The following is a 14,573-nucleotide window of genomic DNA, read 5'->3' on the forward strand; positions in this document are numbered from 1 at the left end:
CAATCCGGCGGATTCCGCTTCCACGCCTTTCCGATTTTATGGGTATATTGTAAAACTTATTTTCTGACTGTATTTACGGCCTGCAAACAAGCTTCACATCCGGTATGCAGGCTGTTCTTATCCAATATTTGTGTACATGAACACTCCTTTTTCAAACATCCCCGACTTCCGCCAAACGGTACCTATCGATCAGGTCGGGGTGGAAGAGCGGGTTGCCAAATTCAACACCCGCAGCATCAAGAAAGACTCCAAAATGTACGCGCTCAAGCTTGCGCTGAGCATGGTTGACCTGACCACCCTCGAAGGAGCCGACTCCCCCGGACGGGTGAAACAGCTGTGCTACAAAGCCATGCACCCGCACGACAGCGCAGAAGACATCCCCAAAGTTGCGGCCATCTGCGTGTATCCCAGCTATGTGAAGCTGGCCAAAGAAACCCTGACCGGTTCCGGCATTCAGGTCGCAAGCGTCGCAACGGCCTTCCCGAGCGGATGGGCCCCGCTCAAAGCCAAGCTGGACGAAGTGCGCTACTGCGTGGAAGAAGGTGCCGACGAAATTGATATGGTGATTTCGCGGGGAGAATTTCTAAAAGGCAACTACAGCTACATTTTTGATGAAGTGGCCGCGGTGAAGGAAGCCTGCGGTCCGGCCCATCTCAAAGTCATCCTGGAAACCGGCGAGCTGCAAACCCTCGACAATGTGCGCAAGGCCAGCGATATCGCCATGTATGCCGGAGCCGACTTCATCAAGACCTCCACAGGAAAAATCAGCCCGGCCGCCACACAGCCTGTCACCCTCGTCATGCTTGAAGCCATTCGCGACTTCTACTACAAGACCGGCGTCAAAATCGGGATGAAGCCTGCGGGCGGCATACGCGATTCCAAGCTGGCGCTGCGCTACCTCGTCATGCTGCGCGAAACCCTCGGCAACGACTGGATGAATCCGGAGATGTTCCGGTTCGGCGCAAGTTCGCTGGCCAACGACCTGCTCATGCAGATTTTGAAACAGCGCACCGGGGTGTACCAATCTGCAGATTATTTCTCAAAAGACTAAACGGGATTATGCTCAAAGAACAAGATATTCAGAAAAAATACGCGCTTGACCTCAGCTCGGGCTGGGCCTACGATCCGGCGCCGGAAGCCACCGATTTCATCAGCCTGAAAAAACAATACGGCCATTTCATCAACGGCACCTTCACCGATCCGGCGGAAGGCGGCTTTTTCACTACCATTAATCCGGCAACCGAAGAAGAGCTGGCCTCCGTCGCTGACGGCACGCAGGCCGACGTTGACGCGGCCGTTGCTGCCGCCCGCAAGGCCTACACCGGCGTCTGGTCCAAAATGAGCGGTCGCGACCGGGGCCGTTACCTCTACCGCATCGCCCGCATGATTCAGGAGCGGGCCCGCGAATTTGCCATTATCGAGAGTCTGGACGGCGGCAAGCCCATACGCGAATCCCGCGATGTGGATGTCCCCCTCGCCGCGGCGCACTTTTTCTACTACGCCGGCTGGGCCGACAAGCTCGAATACGCGGTTCCTGGCCGCACACCACAACCGCTGGGCGTCGCCGGACAAATCATCCCATGGAACTTCCCCCTGCTCATGGCCGCCTGGAAACTGGCGCCTGCGCTGGCAACGGGTAATACCGTCGTGCTCAAGCCCGCCGAAACCACGCCGCTGACCGCGCTTAAGCTTGCGGAAATCATGCAGGAATGCGAGCTGCCGCCGGGTGTGGTCAACATCGTAACGGGTGCCGGCGCAACCGGCGCGGCGCTTGTGAATCATGCGGATGTAGATAAAATCGCCTTCACCGGCTCGACCGCGGTCGGCAAGCTGATTCAGAAATCCATTGCCGGAACCCGAAAAAAGCTCACCCTGGAGCTGGGCGGCAAAGCGGCCAACATTGTGTTTGAAGACGCCCCCATCGATCAGGCCGTGGAAGGCATCATCAACGGCATCTTCTTCAATCAGGGGCATGTATGCTGCGCCGGATCGCGGCTTTTCGTACAGGAAAGCATAGCCGATGTGGTGCGCGATAAACTCATCGACCGCCTGCAAACCCTGCGCGTCGGCGATCCGCTGGACAAAAACACCGACATCGGGGCCATCAACTCCAAAGCACAGCTCGAAACCATCAGCCGCTATCTCGAAATCGGGCTGAATGAAGGCGCGGATATTTATCAGGCCAAGTGCAGCCTGCCCGAAAAAGGATTCTGGTGCTGCCCGACCCTCATCTCCAATGTATCGCAATCGCACCGCGTGGTGCAGGAAGAAATCTTTGGTCCGGTGCTGACCATCCAAACCTTCCGCACCCCGGAAGAAGTGCTCGAAAAAGCCAACAACACCCCCTACGGCCTCTCCGGCGGCGTATGGACCGACAAAGGCTCGAAGATTTTCAAACTCACCAACGGCATCCGCGCGGGCGTGCTTTGGGCGAACACCTTCAACAAATTCGACCCGACTTCCCCCTTCGGCGGCTACAAAGAAAGCGGCCTCGGACGGGAAGGCGGACTGCACGGACTCTTCCCATACCTCAAATTCTAAGCTGAAGCGCAGGCCGGTCTGATTTTGCGCCGGCCTCCTCCACCCTTCTGCACAGTTATTTCATTTTTACAACCATCATGAGCAAACGACTCGAAGTAAAAAAAACCTACAAACTCTACCTCGGCGGGGCCTTTCCGAGATCCGAATCAGACCGCACCTTTGCGCTGACCGGAAAATCCGGGGAATTCATCGCCAACATCTGCCGCTCCTCGCGCAAAGATTTCCGCAACGCCGTTGTAGCGGCCCGCAAAGCGCAATCCGGCTGGGCGGCCCGTACGGCCTACAACCGCGGCCAAATCCTGTACCGCATCGCGGAAATGCTCGAAGGCCGCCGCGATCAGCTCACCGCCGAACTGCGCCTCGAAGGCCTCAGCGAAAAAGAAGCGGCCCGCGAAGTCGATGCCGCCATCGACCGCATCGTCTATTTTGCCGGCTGGAGCGACAAGTATCAGCAGGTGTTCAGCACGGTCAACCCCGTTGCAAGCGCGCATTTCAACTTTTCCATGCCGGAGCCGGTCGGGCTCGTCGCCGCCGTGCTTCCGGAAAGCGCCGGTCTCCTCGGGCTGGTTCAAACCGTGATGCCCGCCATCGTGAGCGGCAGCACCGTAGTCGTGCTCCTTTCCGAAAAGCGACCGCTTGCCGGCCTCACCTTTGCGGAAGTGTTGCATGCCTCGGATGTGCCGGGCGGTGTCATCAACCTGCTCAGCGGCTTCCGCTCAGAACTGCTTGAACAGTTCGCCTCCCACATGGATGTCAATGCGGTCGTTCTGGGCAGCCGCGACAAAGCGGAAATCACCCTGGTGCAGGAAAAAGCATCCCTCAATGTAAAACAGGTTTTGGTTCGTGAAGACGAAAGCTGGTACGGGGCTGAGCACGAAAGTCCGTACCCCATCCTTGATCTGCTTGAAATCAAAACAACCTGGCACCCGGTTGGGCTGTAGCCTCCCTCACCCTAAAAAGCCTGTATTTGTGAGATTCTTTTCCAAAAAAGAAAAGCCGGTTTTGGCACCTTCCCTGCCGCTACTCCTGCTGCTGCTTTTCATTGCGGCAGGCTGTGCCTCCGTTGCCGAAGTCGCCGAGCCTGAAGAAGCGCCGGCAGAAGAAATAGTGGAAGCCCCCGCCGCTTTCAGCACAACCCTGAGCACGCGCGAGCTTGCCGAACTCCGGCTGCAGCCCACAGACCGCTTCCGCACCTTCGAACTCACCGTGCCCGAAGCATTTCAGATTTCGGAAGAAGAACTGCAGCAAACCCAGAGCAACCGCGGCTTCAGGATTCAGCTGCTGACGACCGAAAACGTTGCCTACGCCGACTCCCTCATGCTCGAATACTACGACTGGGCTGCCGAGCTCGATGAACTCCCCTTCGACGTTATGCCGGAAGCCTACGTCACCTTTCGTCAGCCCTTTTACCGGGTACGGGTGGGCGATTTCCGCCGCAGAAGCGACGCCAACCTCTACCTCGCGATCCTCCGCACGCGCTTCCCCGGCGCCTGGGTCGTAATTGACACCATCGACCCCTCCCTCGCGCCCTGAGCACGCCCCTTCAACCAAAACGCCCCGCTGCATATCCATTAACCACGTATTCTGACCCTGAAAGCGCTGCGCCTCCCCTTCCTCCTCGGGATCATGCTTCTGAGCTGCCAACCCGCCCCTCCGGATACCTGCCCTTCAGCCTGTGGAACCGTTCAATCAAATGCTATGCAAAAACTAACGATCAAGCTACATTCACCTATGGAAGACGAACGTCCGGTCTTTATCACCGGAAATTTCAACAACTGGGCGCCTGCCGACCCAAGCTGGAAAATGCATCCGGAAAGCGATCAGCACTTCAGCTTCACCTTCGAGAGCATTGACGGCCTGCCCGACGAAATCGAGTACAAATTCACCCGGGGCGGCTGGGATGATGTGGAGCTGGATGAATACGGCAATGAGCCGCCGCACAACCGCATGATTTCCCGCTTCGAGCGCTGCGTGGAAGACCGGGTCGTCAACTGGCGCCGGGACGGCAAATTTCACAACGACCGCTACCTGCCGCTGGTCAACATCATCTCGGAACAGTTCGAAATTCCGCAGCTCATCAAAACCCGGCGCATCACCGCCCTGCTGCCCTGGAACTACTACGAAACCGACAAGCACTACCCGGTTATCTACCTGCAGGACGGGCAAAACCTCTTCGACGATTTTGCCCCCTTCGGAAGCTGGGGCCTGGCCAAACGCCTCGCCTTCCTCGCCGAACGCGGCAAAGCCGACTTCATCGTCATCGCCATTGATCACGCCGAGAGCGAGCGCATCGCCGAATTCACCCCTACCCTGCCGACCTCCGTGCTCGGCGCCGGTGACGGCGAAAAATACGCGCGCTTCCTCACCGAAACGCTCAAGCCCTACATTGATAGCCACTACCGCACCCGGCCTGAGCGCGAATTCACCGGCATCGGCGGCAGCTCCATGGGCGGCCTCATCAGCATCTACGCGACCATGCTGCACCCCGACAAATACAGCCGCCTCATGCTCTTCTCCCCCTCCTTCTGGGTCACCCCCAACCTGCCGATCCGCTTCATTGATGAAGTCCCCCAATTCGAAGGCCGCATCTACATCTACGGCGGCGGTCGGGAAAGCGAAATGCTCGTCGGGCGCTTACAGGCTTTTTATGACAAAATCAACACCGTAAACCACGAGCGCAACCTGCAGGCCCGGCTCTCCATCAACCCCATGGGCCGCCACAGCGAACTCGAATGGGGCCGCGAATTCCCCATAGCCGCCGAATGGCTCTTCGACTTCGGAGATTAAACCAAACCCGAACGCCCCCGCCTGTTCTGTTCCGTTCCATTACTTACAAATCCAAACCCAAAAGGCCGGCCCCACCCCAACTCCCGGGTGATGCCGGCCTTTTTTTATTTTTAGGGGAAACTCCGAGAGCATCACTGTCCGCGGATGTAGTTCCACACCCCCCAAATCGGTCTCATAGCTCCTTGCTTTTTGATGCAGGCGCTCCCTGCTGAACACAGCCCCAACACTCCGAACACACAAAAGCTTAGCTGAAATTTCTTTGTTTGTTAAACTTTGGGGAGTATATTCTTTGAGGCTCAATAATTTGTTAATGAGCTTGAAAGTACAAGTACAACCACTGAGTCTAAAAATTCAACCTTTGAACAAAGCGCAATAAAAGTTCGCTTTACATGCTGATTTGGGATGTAAGGCGCAGGTTTATTGCGTGTATATATGAGTTAGCACTCATTTAAAAGACAACGCAAATGGAACAAGACCTGAGTAGATTTATTCAAGCACAAGATAAATCATATGAAGAAGCACTTTCTGAAATAAAATCAGGAAGAAAACGAAGTCATTGGATGTGGTATATTTTTCCACAGTTTAAAGGGTTGGGCTTCAGCGAGACATCAAAATATTATTCAATTAAGGACATAGATGAAGCCGAGAGATATTTAAACCATCCAATTTTAGGGGAAAGACTGAAATTAATCACAAAAGAACTTTTAGCCCTTAATGAGAATAATGCAAATAAAGTGTTTGGAAGTCCTGATGACTTAAAGCTTAAATCGAGTATGACATTATTTTCTGCAATTGACACATCGGAAGAAAATATTTTTCAAGCGGTTTTAAACAAATTTTTCAACGGACAAACCGATAATAAAACTTTAACTCTATTAAAAGAATAAATATGCCAAACGGTGGTTCAGATTGCTGTGGAACTTGTTGGTTTAACAGCAAAAATAACGGTGAGCAAGGTTATCAAGGCTCAGAAAAAGAAGGGGTTGTTATATGCATAATAAGGAATTTAGAAATCCCAGACCCATTTTGGACGTATTGTGCTAATCATCCACATCATAATCAAAATAAGATTGACTTGCCTTTAGGACCTGTTTATATAAATGACGGTTATCCATATTCTAGAAAAGTATGGGTAAATCCACCAGACAATGAAGAGATAAGATTAAAATTATTAGAGCTTTTAGAAAAAATATCTAATGAACCAGAATTCAGGTATCCCTCTGAAACTGACCTTGAAGAAGAAATAATTAAACAACTTACAGCGCTTAAAGAAATAAGAGCAATAGAAGGACTTAAAAGAATAATAAACTTAGATATTGAAGATTATCGCAATCAGAAGAACTTCATAATAAGAAATAAATCAATTATTGTTGGTCAAGCAATAGAATCCTTACTTGAAATTACCAACGGAGAATATCTAGACGAAGTTGAAAAATTCATAAATTATGGAATTGAAATTAATTCAATGGATAACTACGACCAAGATAATGACAATTTTGCTGCAATAAGGTATCATTTAGTAAGGGGTTTAAAACATTGCGAAAGCACAAAAGCAAAAGGACTATTAAAGACCGCAATAAATGACCCTAACAATGAAGTAAAAGCATTCGCTAATGAGATACTTAATAAGAAAAACGAGTGCTAACAGCGTGTATAAGAAATAGCGGGTTCAGTGCTAAATCAAAGGTTAGTACTTTTAATAAAGTTCTGTACTAAACTGAAAGTTAAGTGCCTTTTAATCCGCTACTTCTCATACACGCAAACCGTTGTGCGGCATACAAAGAAAGCCCACGCGCAAACAGGCACATTTGGTTTTTGCCAAAACGCAATGCCAACGCTGAAAAACCAAAAGAGCATGTTTTGTTGCCAAAGCTCGGACGGAAAAGATGAAATTTGAAACTGATAAAAAGAATTTAAAATAAATGGCAAAAAAGAACGGAAACGGTACAGAAGAACCGTTGGAAAAACAACTCTGGAAATCGGCTGACAAGCTGAGAAAAAACATTGATGCTGCGGAATACAAACACGTAGTACTCGGCCTAATATTCCTGAAATACATCTCGGATGCTTTTGAAGAACTATACGATAAATTGAAAGCCGGAGAAGGTGAATATGCAGGTGCAGACCCGGAAGACAAAGACGAGTACAAAGCTGAGAATGTGTTCTTCGTTCCTGAGAAAGCCCGTTGGAATTATTTGCTCTCACAAGCCAAACAGCCTACCATAGGCAAATCGGTGGATGAAGCGATGGATGCTATAGAAAAGGAAAATGCTTCTCTGAAAGGTGTACTTCCCAAAGTTTACGCAAGACAAAATCTTGACCCCACCAGTTTAGGTGAACTGATTGACCTGATTGGAAATGTCGCCTTAGGCGATACCAAATCCAGAAGTGCAGATATTCTCGGACACGTGTTTGAATATTTCTTAGGTGAATTTGCCTTAGCAGAGGGTAAAAAGGGCGGACAGTTCTACACACCAAGAAGCGTTGTTGAGTTATTGGTAAAAATGCTTGAACCATATAAAGGCCGTGTTTTTGACCCTTGCTGTGGTTCAGGTGGTATGTTCGTTCAGTCTGAGAAATTTGTGGAAGACCATCAGGGGAAGATCAACGACATTTCTATTTACGGCCAGGAAAGCAACCAAACCACCTGGCGACTGGCCAAAATGAATTTGGCGATTAGAGGCATTGACAGTTCACAGGTGAAATGGAATAACGAAGGCTCGTTCTTGAATGATGCCCACAAAGACCTGAAAGCGGATTACATCATTGCCAATCCTCCATTTAACGTAAGTGATTGGAGCGGTGATCTGTTGCGAAAAGACGGGCGCTGGAAATTCGGCACACCACCCACCGGAAATGCCAATTACGCTTGGATCCAGCATTTCCTGTATCACTTAGCACCAAGCGGGCAAGCGGGTTTTGTTTTGGCCAAAGGCGCACTGACATCCAAAAGTGGCGGTGAGGGCGATATAAGAAAAGCACTTGTAGAAGCTGATTTGATTGATTGTGTTGTCAACCTGCCCGCCAAGTTGTTTTTGAACACCCAAATACCTGCTTCGCTCTGGTTTATGAGCCGGAACCGCAGCAATGGCAAATTCAGAAACCGAACAGGTGAAATTCTTTTTATCGATGCCCGGAACTTAGGCCATCTGATAAATCGAAGAACTAAAGTGCTTTCTGTTGAAGATATTGACCAGATTACAGACACTTACCATAACTGGCGAAATCCTGATGGAGAGTATGAAGATGTAAAAGGCTTCTGTGCTTCTGCCACCAAAGAACGGGTAGCCGAATTGGATTATGTACTGACGCCCGGCCGCTATGTTGGATTGGCAGAGGAAGAAGATGATTTTGACTTTAATGAACGCTTCACCAGCCTGAAAGCCGAGTTTGAAGCGCAGCTCAAAGAAGAGTCGGAGTTGAATGAACGGATAAAAAAGAACTTGAATAAAATTCAATTGCCCGATGGCTAAGAAAAATCAAAAAATTGAAGTTCAGGGTACGGAAATCACGGTTTCCAAAAATGACTTGGCCGATTTTATCAGTCTCACAGATATTGCCCGGCATAAAAATCCAGGCCGCACTGATGATCTGATTCGGAATTGGTTACGCAACCGAAACACCATAGAATTTCTCGGCATTTGGGAGCACCTTAATAATCCGAATTTTAAACCCGTCGAATTCGACGGGTTTAGAATGCAGGCAGGTTTAAACAGCTTTACACTTACACCAAAGCAATGGATTGAAAAAACGGGGGCCATTGGCTTGATCTCTAAAGCAGGCAGATATGGTGGCACTTTTGCCCACAAGGATATTGCGTTTGAATTTGCCTCCTGGATATCGGTAGAATTTAAGCTTTACCTGATTAAGGAGTTTCAACGCTTGCAGGAACAAGAGCAAAAATCCCTCGACTGGAACGTAAAACGCAGCCTCTCCAAGATCAACTATCGTATCCACACCGATGCAGTGAAGGAACACCTGATACCGGACGAGTTACCGGCTAAGAAGGTAAACCTGGTGTATGCCTCCGAAGCCGATGTACTCAACATGGCACTCTTTGGAAAAACCGCCAAACAATGGCGCGATGAAAACCCCGGCAAAGAAGGCAATATTCGCGATTATGCCAATGTGACCCAACTGGTCTGCCTCGCCAACCTGGAAAATCTCAATGCGGTGTGGATAGAAGAAGGCCTGCCCCAACCCGACCGCCTGCAACGCCTCAATCAGGTAGCCATACAGCAGATGCAATTGTTGACACGGGATGTTTCTGCGAAACGCTTAACAGGAAAAGATATAGACAAAAAATAAAATGAAAGCCCTCTTAGACACAAATATCATTATTCACAGGGAAGCATGAAGGGTGCTAACAATTTAAAACAATATTGAATGAAACAGGAACAAATGAAAGTCTTATTGTCGATTAAACCGGAGTTTGCAGAACGGATCTTTGAGGGTTCGAAAAAATACGAGTTCCGCAAAGCGGTTTTTAAAAACAGCGACATCAAAACGATCGTGGTGTATGCCTCTTCGCCTACGCAAAGAGTGATTGGTGAATTCGAGATTGAGACGATCATTAGTGATAGCCCGGAAAAGCTCTGGAATGAAACCAAAGAATTTGCAGGAGTAGAAGAGCATTTCTTTTACGAGTATTTTGCAGATCGGGAAATGGGCTTTGCCATCAAAATCAAAAAGACTAAAAAATATAAAGAGACGCTATGCCTGCGCGAACATTTTAACCTCACCCCACCGCAATCCTTTCTGTATTTGCGGAATGAAAATTTGTTGAGTCAATGAGTGAGTGGAAGGAAATAGAACTTTCGGAAATTATAGAATTTGGAAATGGGAAGAAAAAACCCGAGACAAATGGTAGTATTCCTATTTATGGAGGCAACGGAATATTGGGCTATTCTGGGGAATGCAATTATGAGGATGAGACTATAATTATTGGTCGCGTTGGTGCTTATTGCGGTTCAGTTTACTATGAGAACAAACCGATTTGGGTGTCAGATAATGCATTGGCTGCAAAGGCTAAAGTGGGGAACTCAACAAAATTCCTTTACTATTTTTTGAAGAATGCTAACTTGAATCAGCACGCAGGTGGTTCAAGTCATCCATTAGTAACTCAAACTTTGCTCAATTCTCTTGAATACGAAATCTGCGTTGATGAAACAGAACAACGCGCCATCGCCTCCGTCCTTTCCAGCTTAGACGACAAAATAGACCTGCTGCACCGCCAAAACCAAACTCTGGAGCAAATGGCGGAGACGCTGTTTAAGCAGTGGTTTTTGGAGAATCCGAATCCTGATTGGGAAGAAAGGCCTTTGAGTTCAATTGCCTCATTTTTAAATGGATTGGCTTGCCAAAAATATCCGCCACAAAATGATGTGGACAAGCTTCCAGTTTTGAAAATCAAGGAACTGAGAAACGGCATTTCAGAAGATTGCGATTGGTGTACCACAGAAGTTGATGAAAAATACATAGTAGAAAACGGAGATGTTATTTTCTCTTGGTCTGCATCCTTGATGGTTAAGATGTGGAATGGAGAAACTTGTATTCTCAATCAACACCTTTTTAAGGTCACATCAAGTGAATTTCCAAAATGGTACTACTATTTATGGAGTAAATTTCATTTAGACCAATTTATTGCCATAGCGCGAGCACATGCAACAACAATGGGGCATATTAAAAGAGGTGATTTAGATGAAGCTCTGGTATTGGTGCCGTCAGAGGAAGAAATAGAATTGTATACTGAATCTTTCGAGCCAATAATCGAAAAGGTCATCATCAATAATCGACAAATTAGCAAGCTTGTGGCCCTACGCGATACGCTGCTGCCGAAGTTGATGAGTGGGGAGGTGCGGGTTGCTGACACCCCGGTCATAGCACTGAAGAAAACCAAAGAGGCACGGCCGGAATTCAAAGAAGCCATTCTGATAGCGGCCATCGTACGCACCTTGTTTACGCCTAAGATTGGAAATGTCAGCCGTCAATGGTATCAAAAGATCGCCTATCTCCATAAACGAAAACTGAAAGAGCTGACCGAACAGCAATCTGTTTTTGAACTGACAACGGAATACAGCAAAAAAGCGGCCGGTCCTTATAAAAAGAACATGCGCTACCAGGGGCCGGAAGGCATCTGCATAAACAATAAATACCTGGAAGCGGTCAATGATTATGCTTTCAAGCCATCCGAAAACATCGATAAAATCGATACCTATTTTGATAACTACTGGAACAGGGAGCTGTTTGAAAACTGGACAATAGAAAAATTCCGGTTTGTTCCGGTAAAGAAATTAGGGGTGTATGCTACGGTAGATTATTCTTTGCTGGAATTGAAAAAGGAAGGTAAAGAATTGTCTGCTTCCAATGTTCTGGGTAATATTTCGGAATCAAAGGACTGGAAACACAAAAAAGTTTTACCTGAATTTTCACCCCAAAATATTGATCAGGCGATCGATGATTTAAAAAACCTATATACCTATTGATATATGTCAGAACGCTATCAAAACAAATACCGCATACCATCTGCCCGTGCCCCGTTTTGGAATTATGCGTGGAATGCGACGTATTTTGTGACGATTTGTACCCATAACCGGGAATGCTGGTTCGGGGAAATATCGGATGGGGTGATGGATTTATCAGAAATCGGAAAAATCACACAATCCGAATGGTTAAAAACATTTGAAATGCGGCCCGACATGAATTTATGGATGGGCGAATATGTGGTGATGCCGAATCATTTTCATGCCATAATTGGGATTGGGGAAAATGAATATAACACGCAAAACGATACGCAATGTAGTAGAGACGCAATGCATTGCGTCTCTACGGGGGGCGATACCACCAATACCGCCGAAAATAAAAACCCCAAAAACCAATTCGGCCCACAATCCAAAAATTTACCATCCATCATCCGGGGGTTTAAAATCGGTGTGACCAAAAATGCCCGGCAAATCAATTCCGGGTTCGCATGGCAAGCCCGGTATCATGACCACATCATCCGTGATGAAAAATCCTACAACACCATTGCCGAATACATCATCAATAATCCGGTAAAATGGACGGAAGACAAATTTTATACCCCATGACCCGCATCACCGAACATACCATCGAAGATTTCGCCATCAAATTGCTCGAGCAGTTGGGTTATGAATATGTCTATGCCCCGGGTATTGCCCTCACTGTCCTGCGCGATACCCTCCTGCCAAAATTAATGAGCGGAGAGGTGCGGGTGGGTGAAATCGAAGCTGAGGTATCCAATGGCCAGCCCTGAGCTCCCCGAAAAGTTTTCCAACTTTGTACTCTTCAAGACCGCAGACGGCAAGGTCAATATCGATGTCTATTTTCACGAGGATACCTTATGGCTCAGGCAGAAGCTGATTGCCGAACTGTTCAGCAAAGGACGCTCCACCATAACCGGGCATCTCAAAAACATTTTCGCCGAGGGTGAATTGAAAGAGGAAGTGGTATGTCGGAAATTCCGACATACCACTGAGCATGGGGCCATACAAGGCAAGACCCAGCAAAAAGAAGTTCTCTATTACAACCTGAGAGCCATAACTGCCGTTGGCTATCGGGTCAATTCACACCGGGCTACCGAATTTCGCAAATGGGCTACCGAAATTCTTCATGAATACATCATCAAAGGCTTTGCCATGGATGATGAACGCCTCAAGCAGATCAAACACTTTGGGCAAGACTACTTTGATGAGCTTCTGGAACGCATCCGTGAAATCCGGCTCAGTGAGCGCAGACTTTATCAGAAGGTCACGGATATCTACGCCCTATCCGCTGATTATGACCGGAACGACGAAACCACCAAAGCGTTTTTTGCCACTGTACAAAACAAAATGCACTGGGCGATTCATGGTAAAACAGCAGCCGAAATCATCTATACGGAGGCCGACGCCCAAAAACTATATATGGGCCTAAAAACGTGGAAGAATGCGCCCAATGGTAAAATCCTGAAGTCCGATGTAACCATTGCAAAAAACTACCTGAACCAGGAACATCTTAAAGAGTTGGCGCGAATCGTCTCCGCTTACCTGGATTTGGCCGAAAACCGCGCCAGCCGGGGGGTGGTCACCAATATGAAAGACTGGGTTCAGTTTTTAGACAAGTTTTTGGCACTATCGGATTACCCTATTCTTATGGATAGGGGAAAAATTTCCGCCCTGGAAGCCAAAATAAAAGCCGAGAGCGAATACGACAAGTTCCGCATCATACAGGACAGACACTACGTTTCTGATTTTGATGAGGAGGTAAAAAAACTCATAGAGGAAAAAAAGGGCGGTACTCATGACGACTTCTAAAATCACCGAATCCACCATCGAAGCCTTTGCTGTTGAGCTGATCGAACAGCTGGGCTATACCTACCTCTATGCCCCGGCTATTGCCCCCGATGCGGAGCATACCCCCTTTGGCGATGCCGAAAGGCGCAATTCCTTCGAAGAAGTCCTGCTCATGCATCGTCTGGCAGAGGCCGTGCGGAAAATCAATCCTGCCGTGCCGCCTGCCGCGCAGGAAGAGGCCATCAAGGAGGTGCAGCGCATCCATTCGCCGGATTTGCTGACCAACAACGAACACTTCCACCGCCTGCTCACCGAAGGCATCAGCGTCAGCTATCAGAAAGACGGTCAGCAGCGGGGTGATTTGGTGTGGCTGATCGACTTCAGCGATCCGGAAAACAACGACTTCGTTGTGGCCAATCAGTTTACCGTGGTAGAAAACGGTGTCAACAAACGGCCGGATGTCATCCTGTTTGTCAACGGCATTCCACTGGTCGTGATCGAGCTCAAAAACGCCGCCGATGAAAACGCGACCCTCAAATCCGCCTTCCAGCAAATCGACACCTACAAAGCCCTCATTCCGGGCCTGTTCACTTACAACGGCTTCACCGTTATTTCGGACGGCCTGGAAGCAAAAGCAGGAACCATCTCCTCCGGCATGAGCCGGTTCATGGCATGGAAATCCGCCGACGGCCAAGAAGAAGCCTCGCATCTGGTGAGTCAGATAGAAACGCTCATCAGCGGCATGCTCAACAAGGAAACCCTGCTCGACTTAATCCGCCACTTCATCGTCTTTGAAAAATCCAAAAAAGAAGACCCCAAAACCGGATTAACCACCATTTCCACCGTCAAAAAAATGGCGGCCTACCACCAATACTACGCCGTAAACCGGGCCGTACAGTCAACCCTCCGTGCCACCGGATACCATACCTATTCAAATTCCCCTCCTCCGGAGGG

14 protein-coding genes and 1 pseudogene are annotated in these 14,573 nt (G+C 48.6%); all 15 read left to right on the forward strand.

The window, feature by feature from the left end; translation table 11 throughout:
• Positions 1–136 precede the first annotated feature (136 nt).
• A complete protein-coding gene (gene deoC / locus CYPRO_RS10190) occupies positions 137–1,051 on the forward strand; it encodes a deoxyribose-phosphate aldolase (protein ID WP_114984514.1) in 915 nt (304 codons plus the stop codon).
• Between the two features lie 8 nt (positions 1,052–1,059).
• Positions 1,060–2,541: an aldehyde dehydrogenase family protein gene (locus CYPRO_RS10195; protein ID WP_114984515.1), complete on the forward strand. Its 1,482-nt coding sequence runs from the start codon at positions 1,060–1,062 to the stop codon at positions 2,539–2,541.
• Between the two features lie 77 nt (positions 2,542–2,618).
• Positions 2,619–3,482, forward strand: coding sequence for an aldehyde dehydrogenase family protein (locus CYPRO_RS10200; RefSeq protein WP_114984516.1), 864 nt, complete (start codon positions 2,619–2,621; stop codon positions 3,480–3,482).
• A gap of 28 nt (positions 3,483–3,510) precedes the next feature.
• Positions 3,511–4,074, forward strand: a complete 564-nt coding sequence (locus tag CYPRO_RS10205; RefSeq protein ID WP_164682693.1) for an SPOR domain-containing protein — start codon at positions 3,511–3,513, stop codon at positions 4,072–4,074.
• Positions 4,075–4,239: 165 nt separating this feature from the next.
• Positions 4,240–5,328, forward strand: a complete 1,089-nt coding sequence (locus CYPRO_RS10210; protein ID WP_114984518.1) for an alpha/beta hydrolase-fold protein — start codon at positions 4,240–4,242, stop codon at positions 5,326–5,328.
• A 464-nt stretch (positions 5,329–5,792) separates the two neighbouring features.
• Entirely contained in the window at positions 5,793–6,215 is a 423-nt protein-coding gene (locus CYPRO_RS10215) for a DUF1810 domain-containing protein (RefSeq protein ID WP_114984519.1), read from the forward strand.
• A 2-nt stretch (positions 6,216–6,217) separates the two neighbouring features.
• On the forward strand, positions 6,218–6,973 hold the full coding sequence (locus tag CYPRO_RS10220; RefSeq protein WP_114984520.1) for a hypothetical protein: 756 nt from the start codon (positions 6,218–6,220) through the stop codon (positions 6,971–6,973).
• 277 nt (positions 6,974–7,250) lie between these two features.
• Positions 7,251–8,801 (forward strand): class I SAM-dependent DNA methyltransferase, encoded by a 1,551-nt coding sequence (locus CYPRO_RS10225; RefSeq protein WP_114984521.1) that lies wholly within the window; start codon positions 7,251–7,253, stop codon positions 8,799–8,801.
• Positions 8,794–9,636 (forward strand): KilA-N domain-containing protein, encoded by an 843-nt coding sequence (locus tag CYPRO_RS10230; protein WP_114984522.1) that lies wholly within the window; start codon positions 8,794–8,796, stop codon positions 9,634–9,636. Before CYPRO_RS10225 ends, CYPRO_RS10230 begins: the two co-directional genes overlap by 8 nt.
• 93 nt (positions 9,637–9,729) lie before the next feature.
• Positions 9,730–10,122 carry an ASCH domain-containing protein gene (locus tag CYPRO_RS10235; protein ID WP_114985770.1) on the forward strand — a complete coding sequence of 131 codons (393 nt, stop codon included), beginning with the start codon at positions 9,730–9,732 and terminating at the stop codon, positions 10,120–10,122.
• Positions 10,119–11,813 (forward strand): restriction endonuclease subunit S, encoded by a 1,695-nt coding sequence (locus CYPRO_RS10240; protein WP_114984523.1) that lies wholly within the window; start codon positions 10,119–10,121, stop codon positions 11,811–11,813. The genes CYPRO_RS10235 and CYPRO_RS10240 overlap by 4 nt, the downstream gene beginning before the upstream one ends.
• 144 nt (positions 11,814–11,957) lie before the next feature.
• The gene (locus tag CYPRO_RS10245) at positions 11,958–12,416 is read left to right on the forward strand and encodes a transposase (protein WP_240644729.1); all 459 of its coding nucleotides are present in this window, start codon (positions 11,958–11,960) and stop codon (positions 12,414–12,416) included.
• The gene (locus CYPRO_RS10250; protein WP_114984525.1) at positions 12,413–12,601 is read left to right on the forward strand and encodes a hypothetical protein; all 189 of its coding nucleotides are present in this window, start codon (positions 12,413–12,415) and stop codon (positions 12,599–12,601) included. Before CYPRO_RS10245 ends, CYPRO_RS10250 begins: the two co-directional genes overlap by 4 nt.
• Complete coding sequence (locus CYPRO_RS10255) at positions 12,588–13,640, forward strand: virulence RhuM family protein (protein WP_114984526.1); 1,053 nt, start codon at positions 12,588–12,590, stop codon at positions 13,638–13,640. Before CYPRO_RS10250 ends, CYPRO_RS10255 begins: the two co-directional genes overlap by 14 nt.
• A pseudogene (locus CYPRO_RS17005) lies at positions 13,627–14,541 on the forward strand (type I restriction endonuclease); the annotation flags it as partial. The gene CYPRO_RS10255 and the pseudogene CYPRO_RS17005, both read left to right, overlap by 14 nt.
• Between the last annotated feature and the right edge of the window lie 32 nt (positions 14,542–14,573).

The sequence above is a fragment of the Cyclonatronum proteinivorum genome (assembly GCF_003353065.1).
Lineage (GTDB): Bacteria > Bacteroidota > Rhodothermia > Balneolales > Cyclonatronaceae > Cyclonatronum > Cyclonatronum proteinivorum.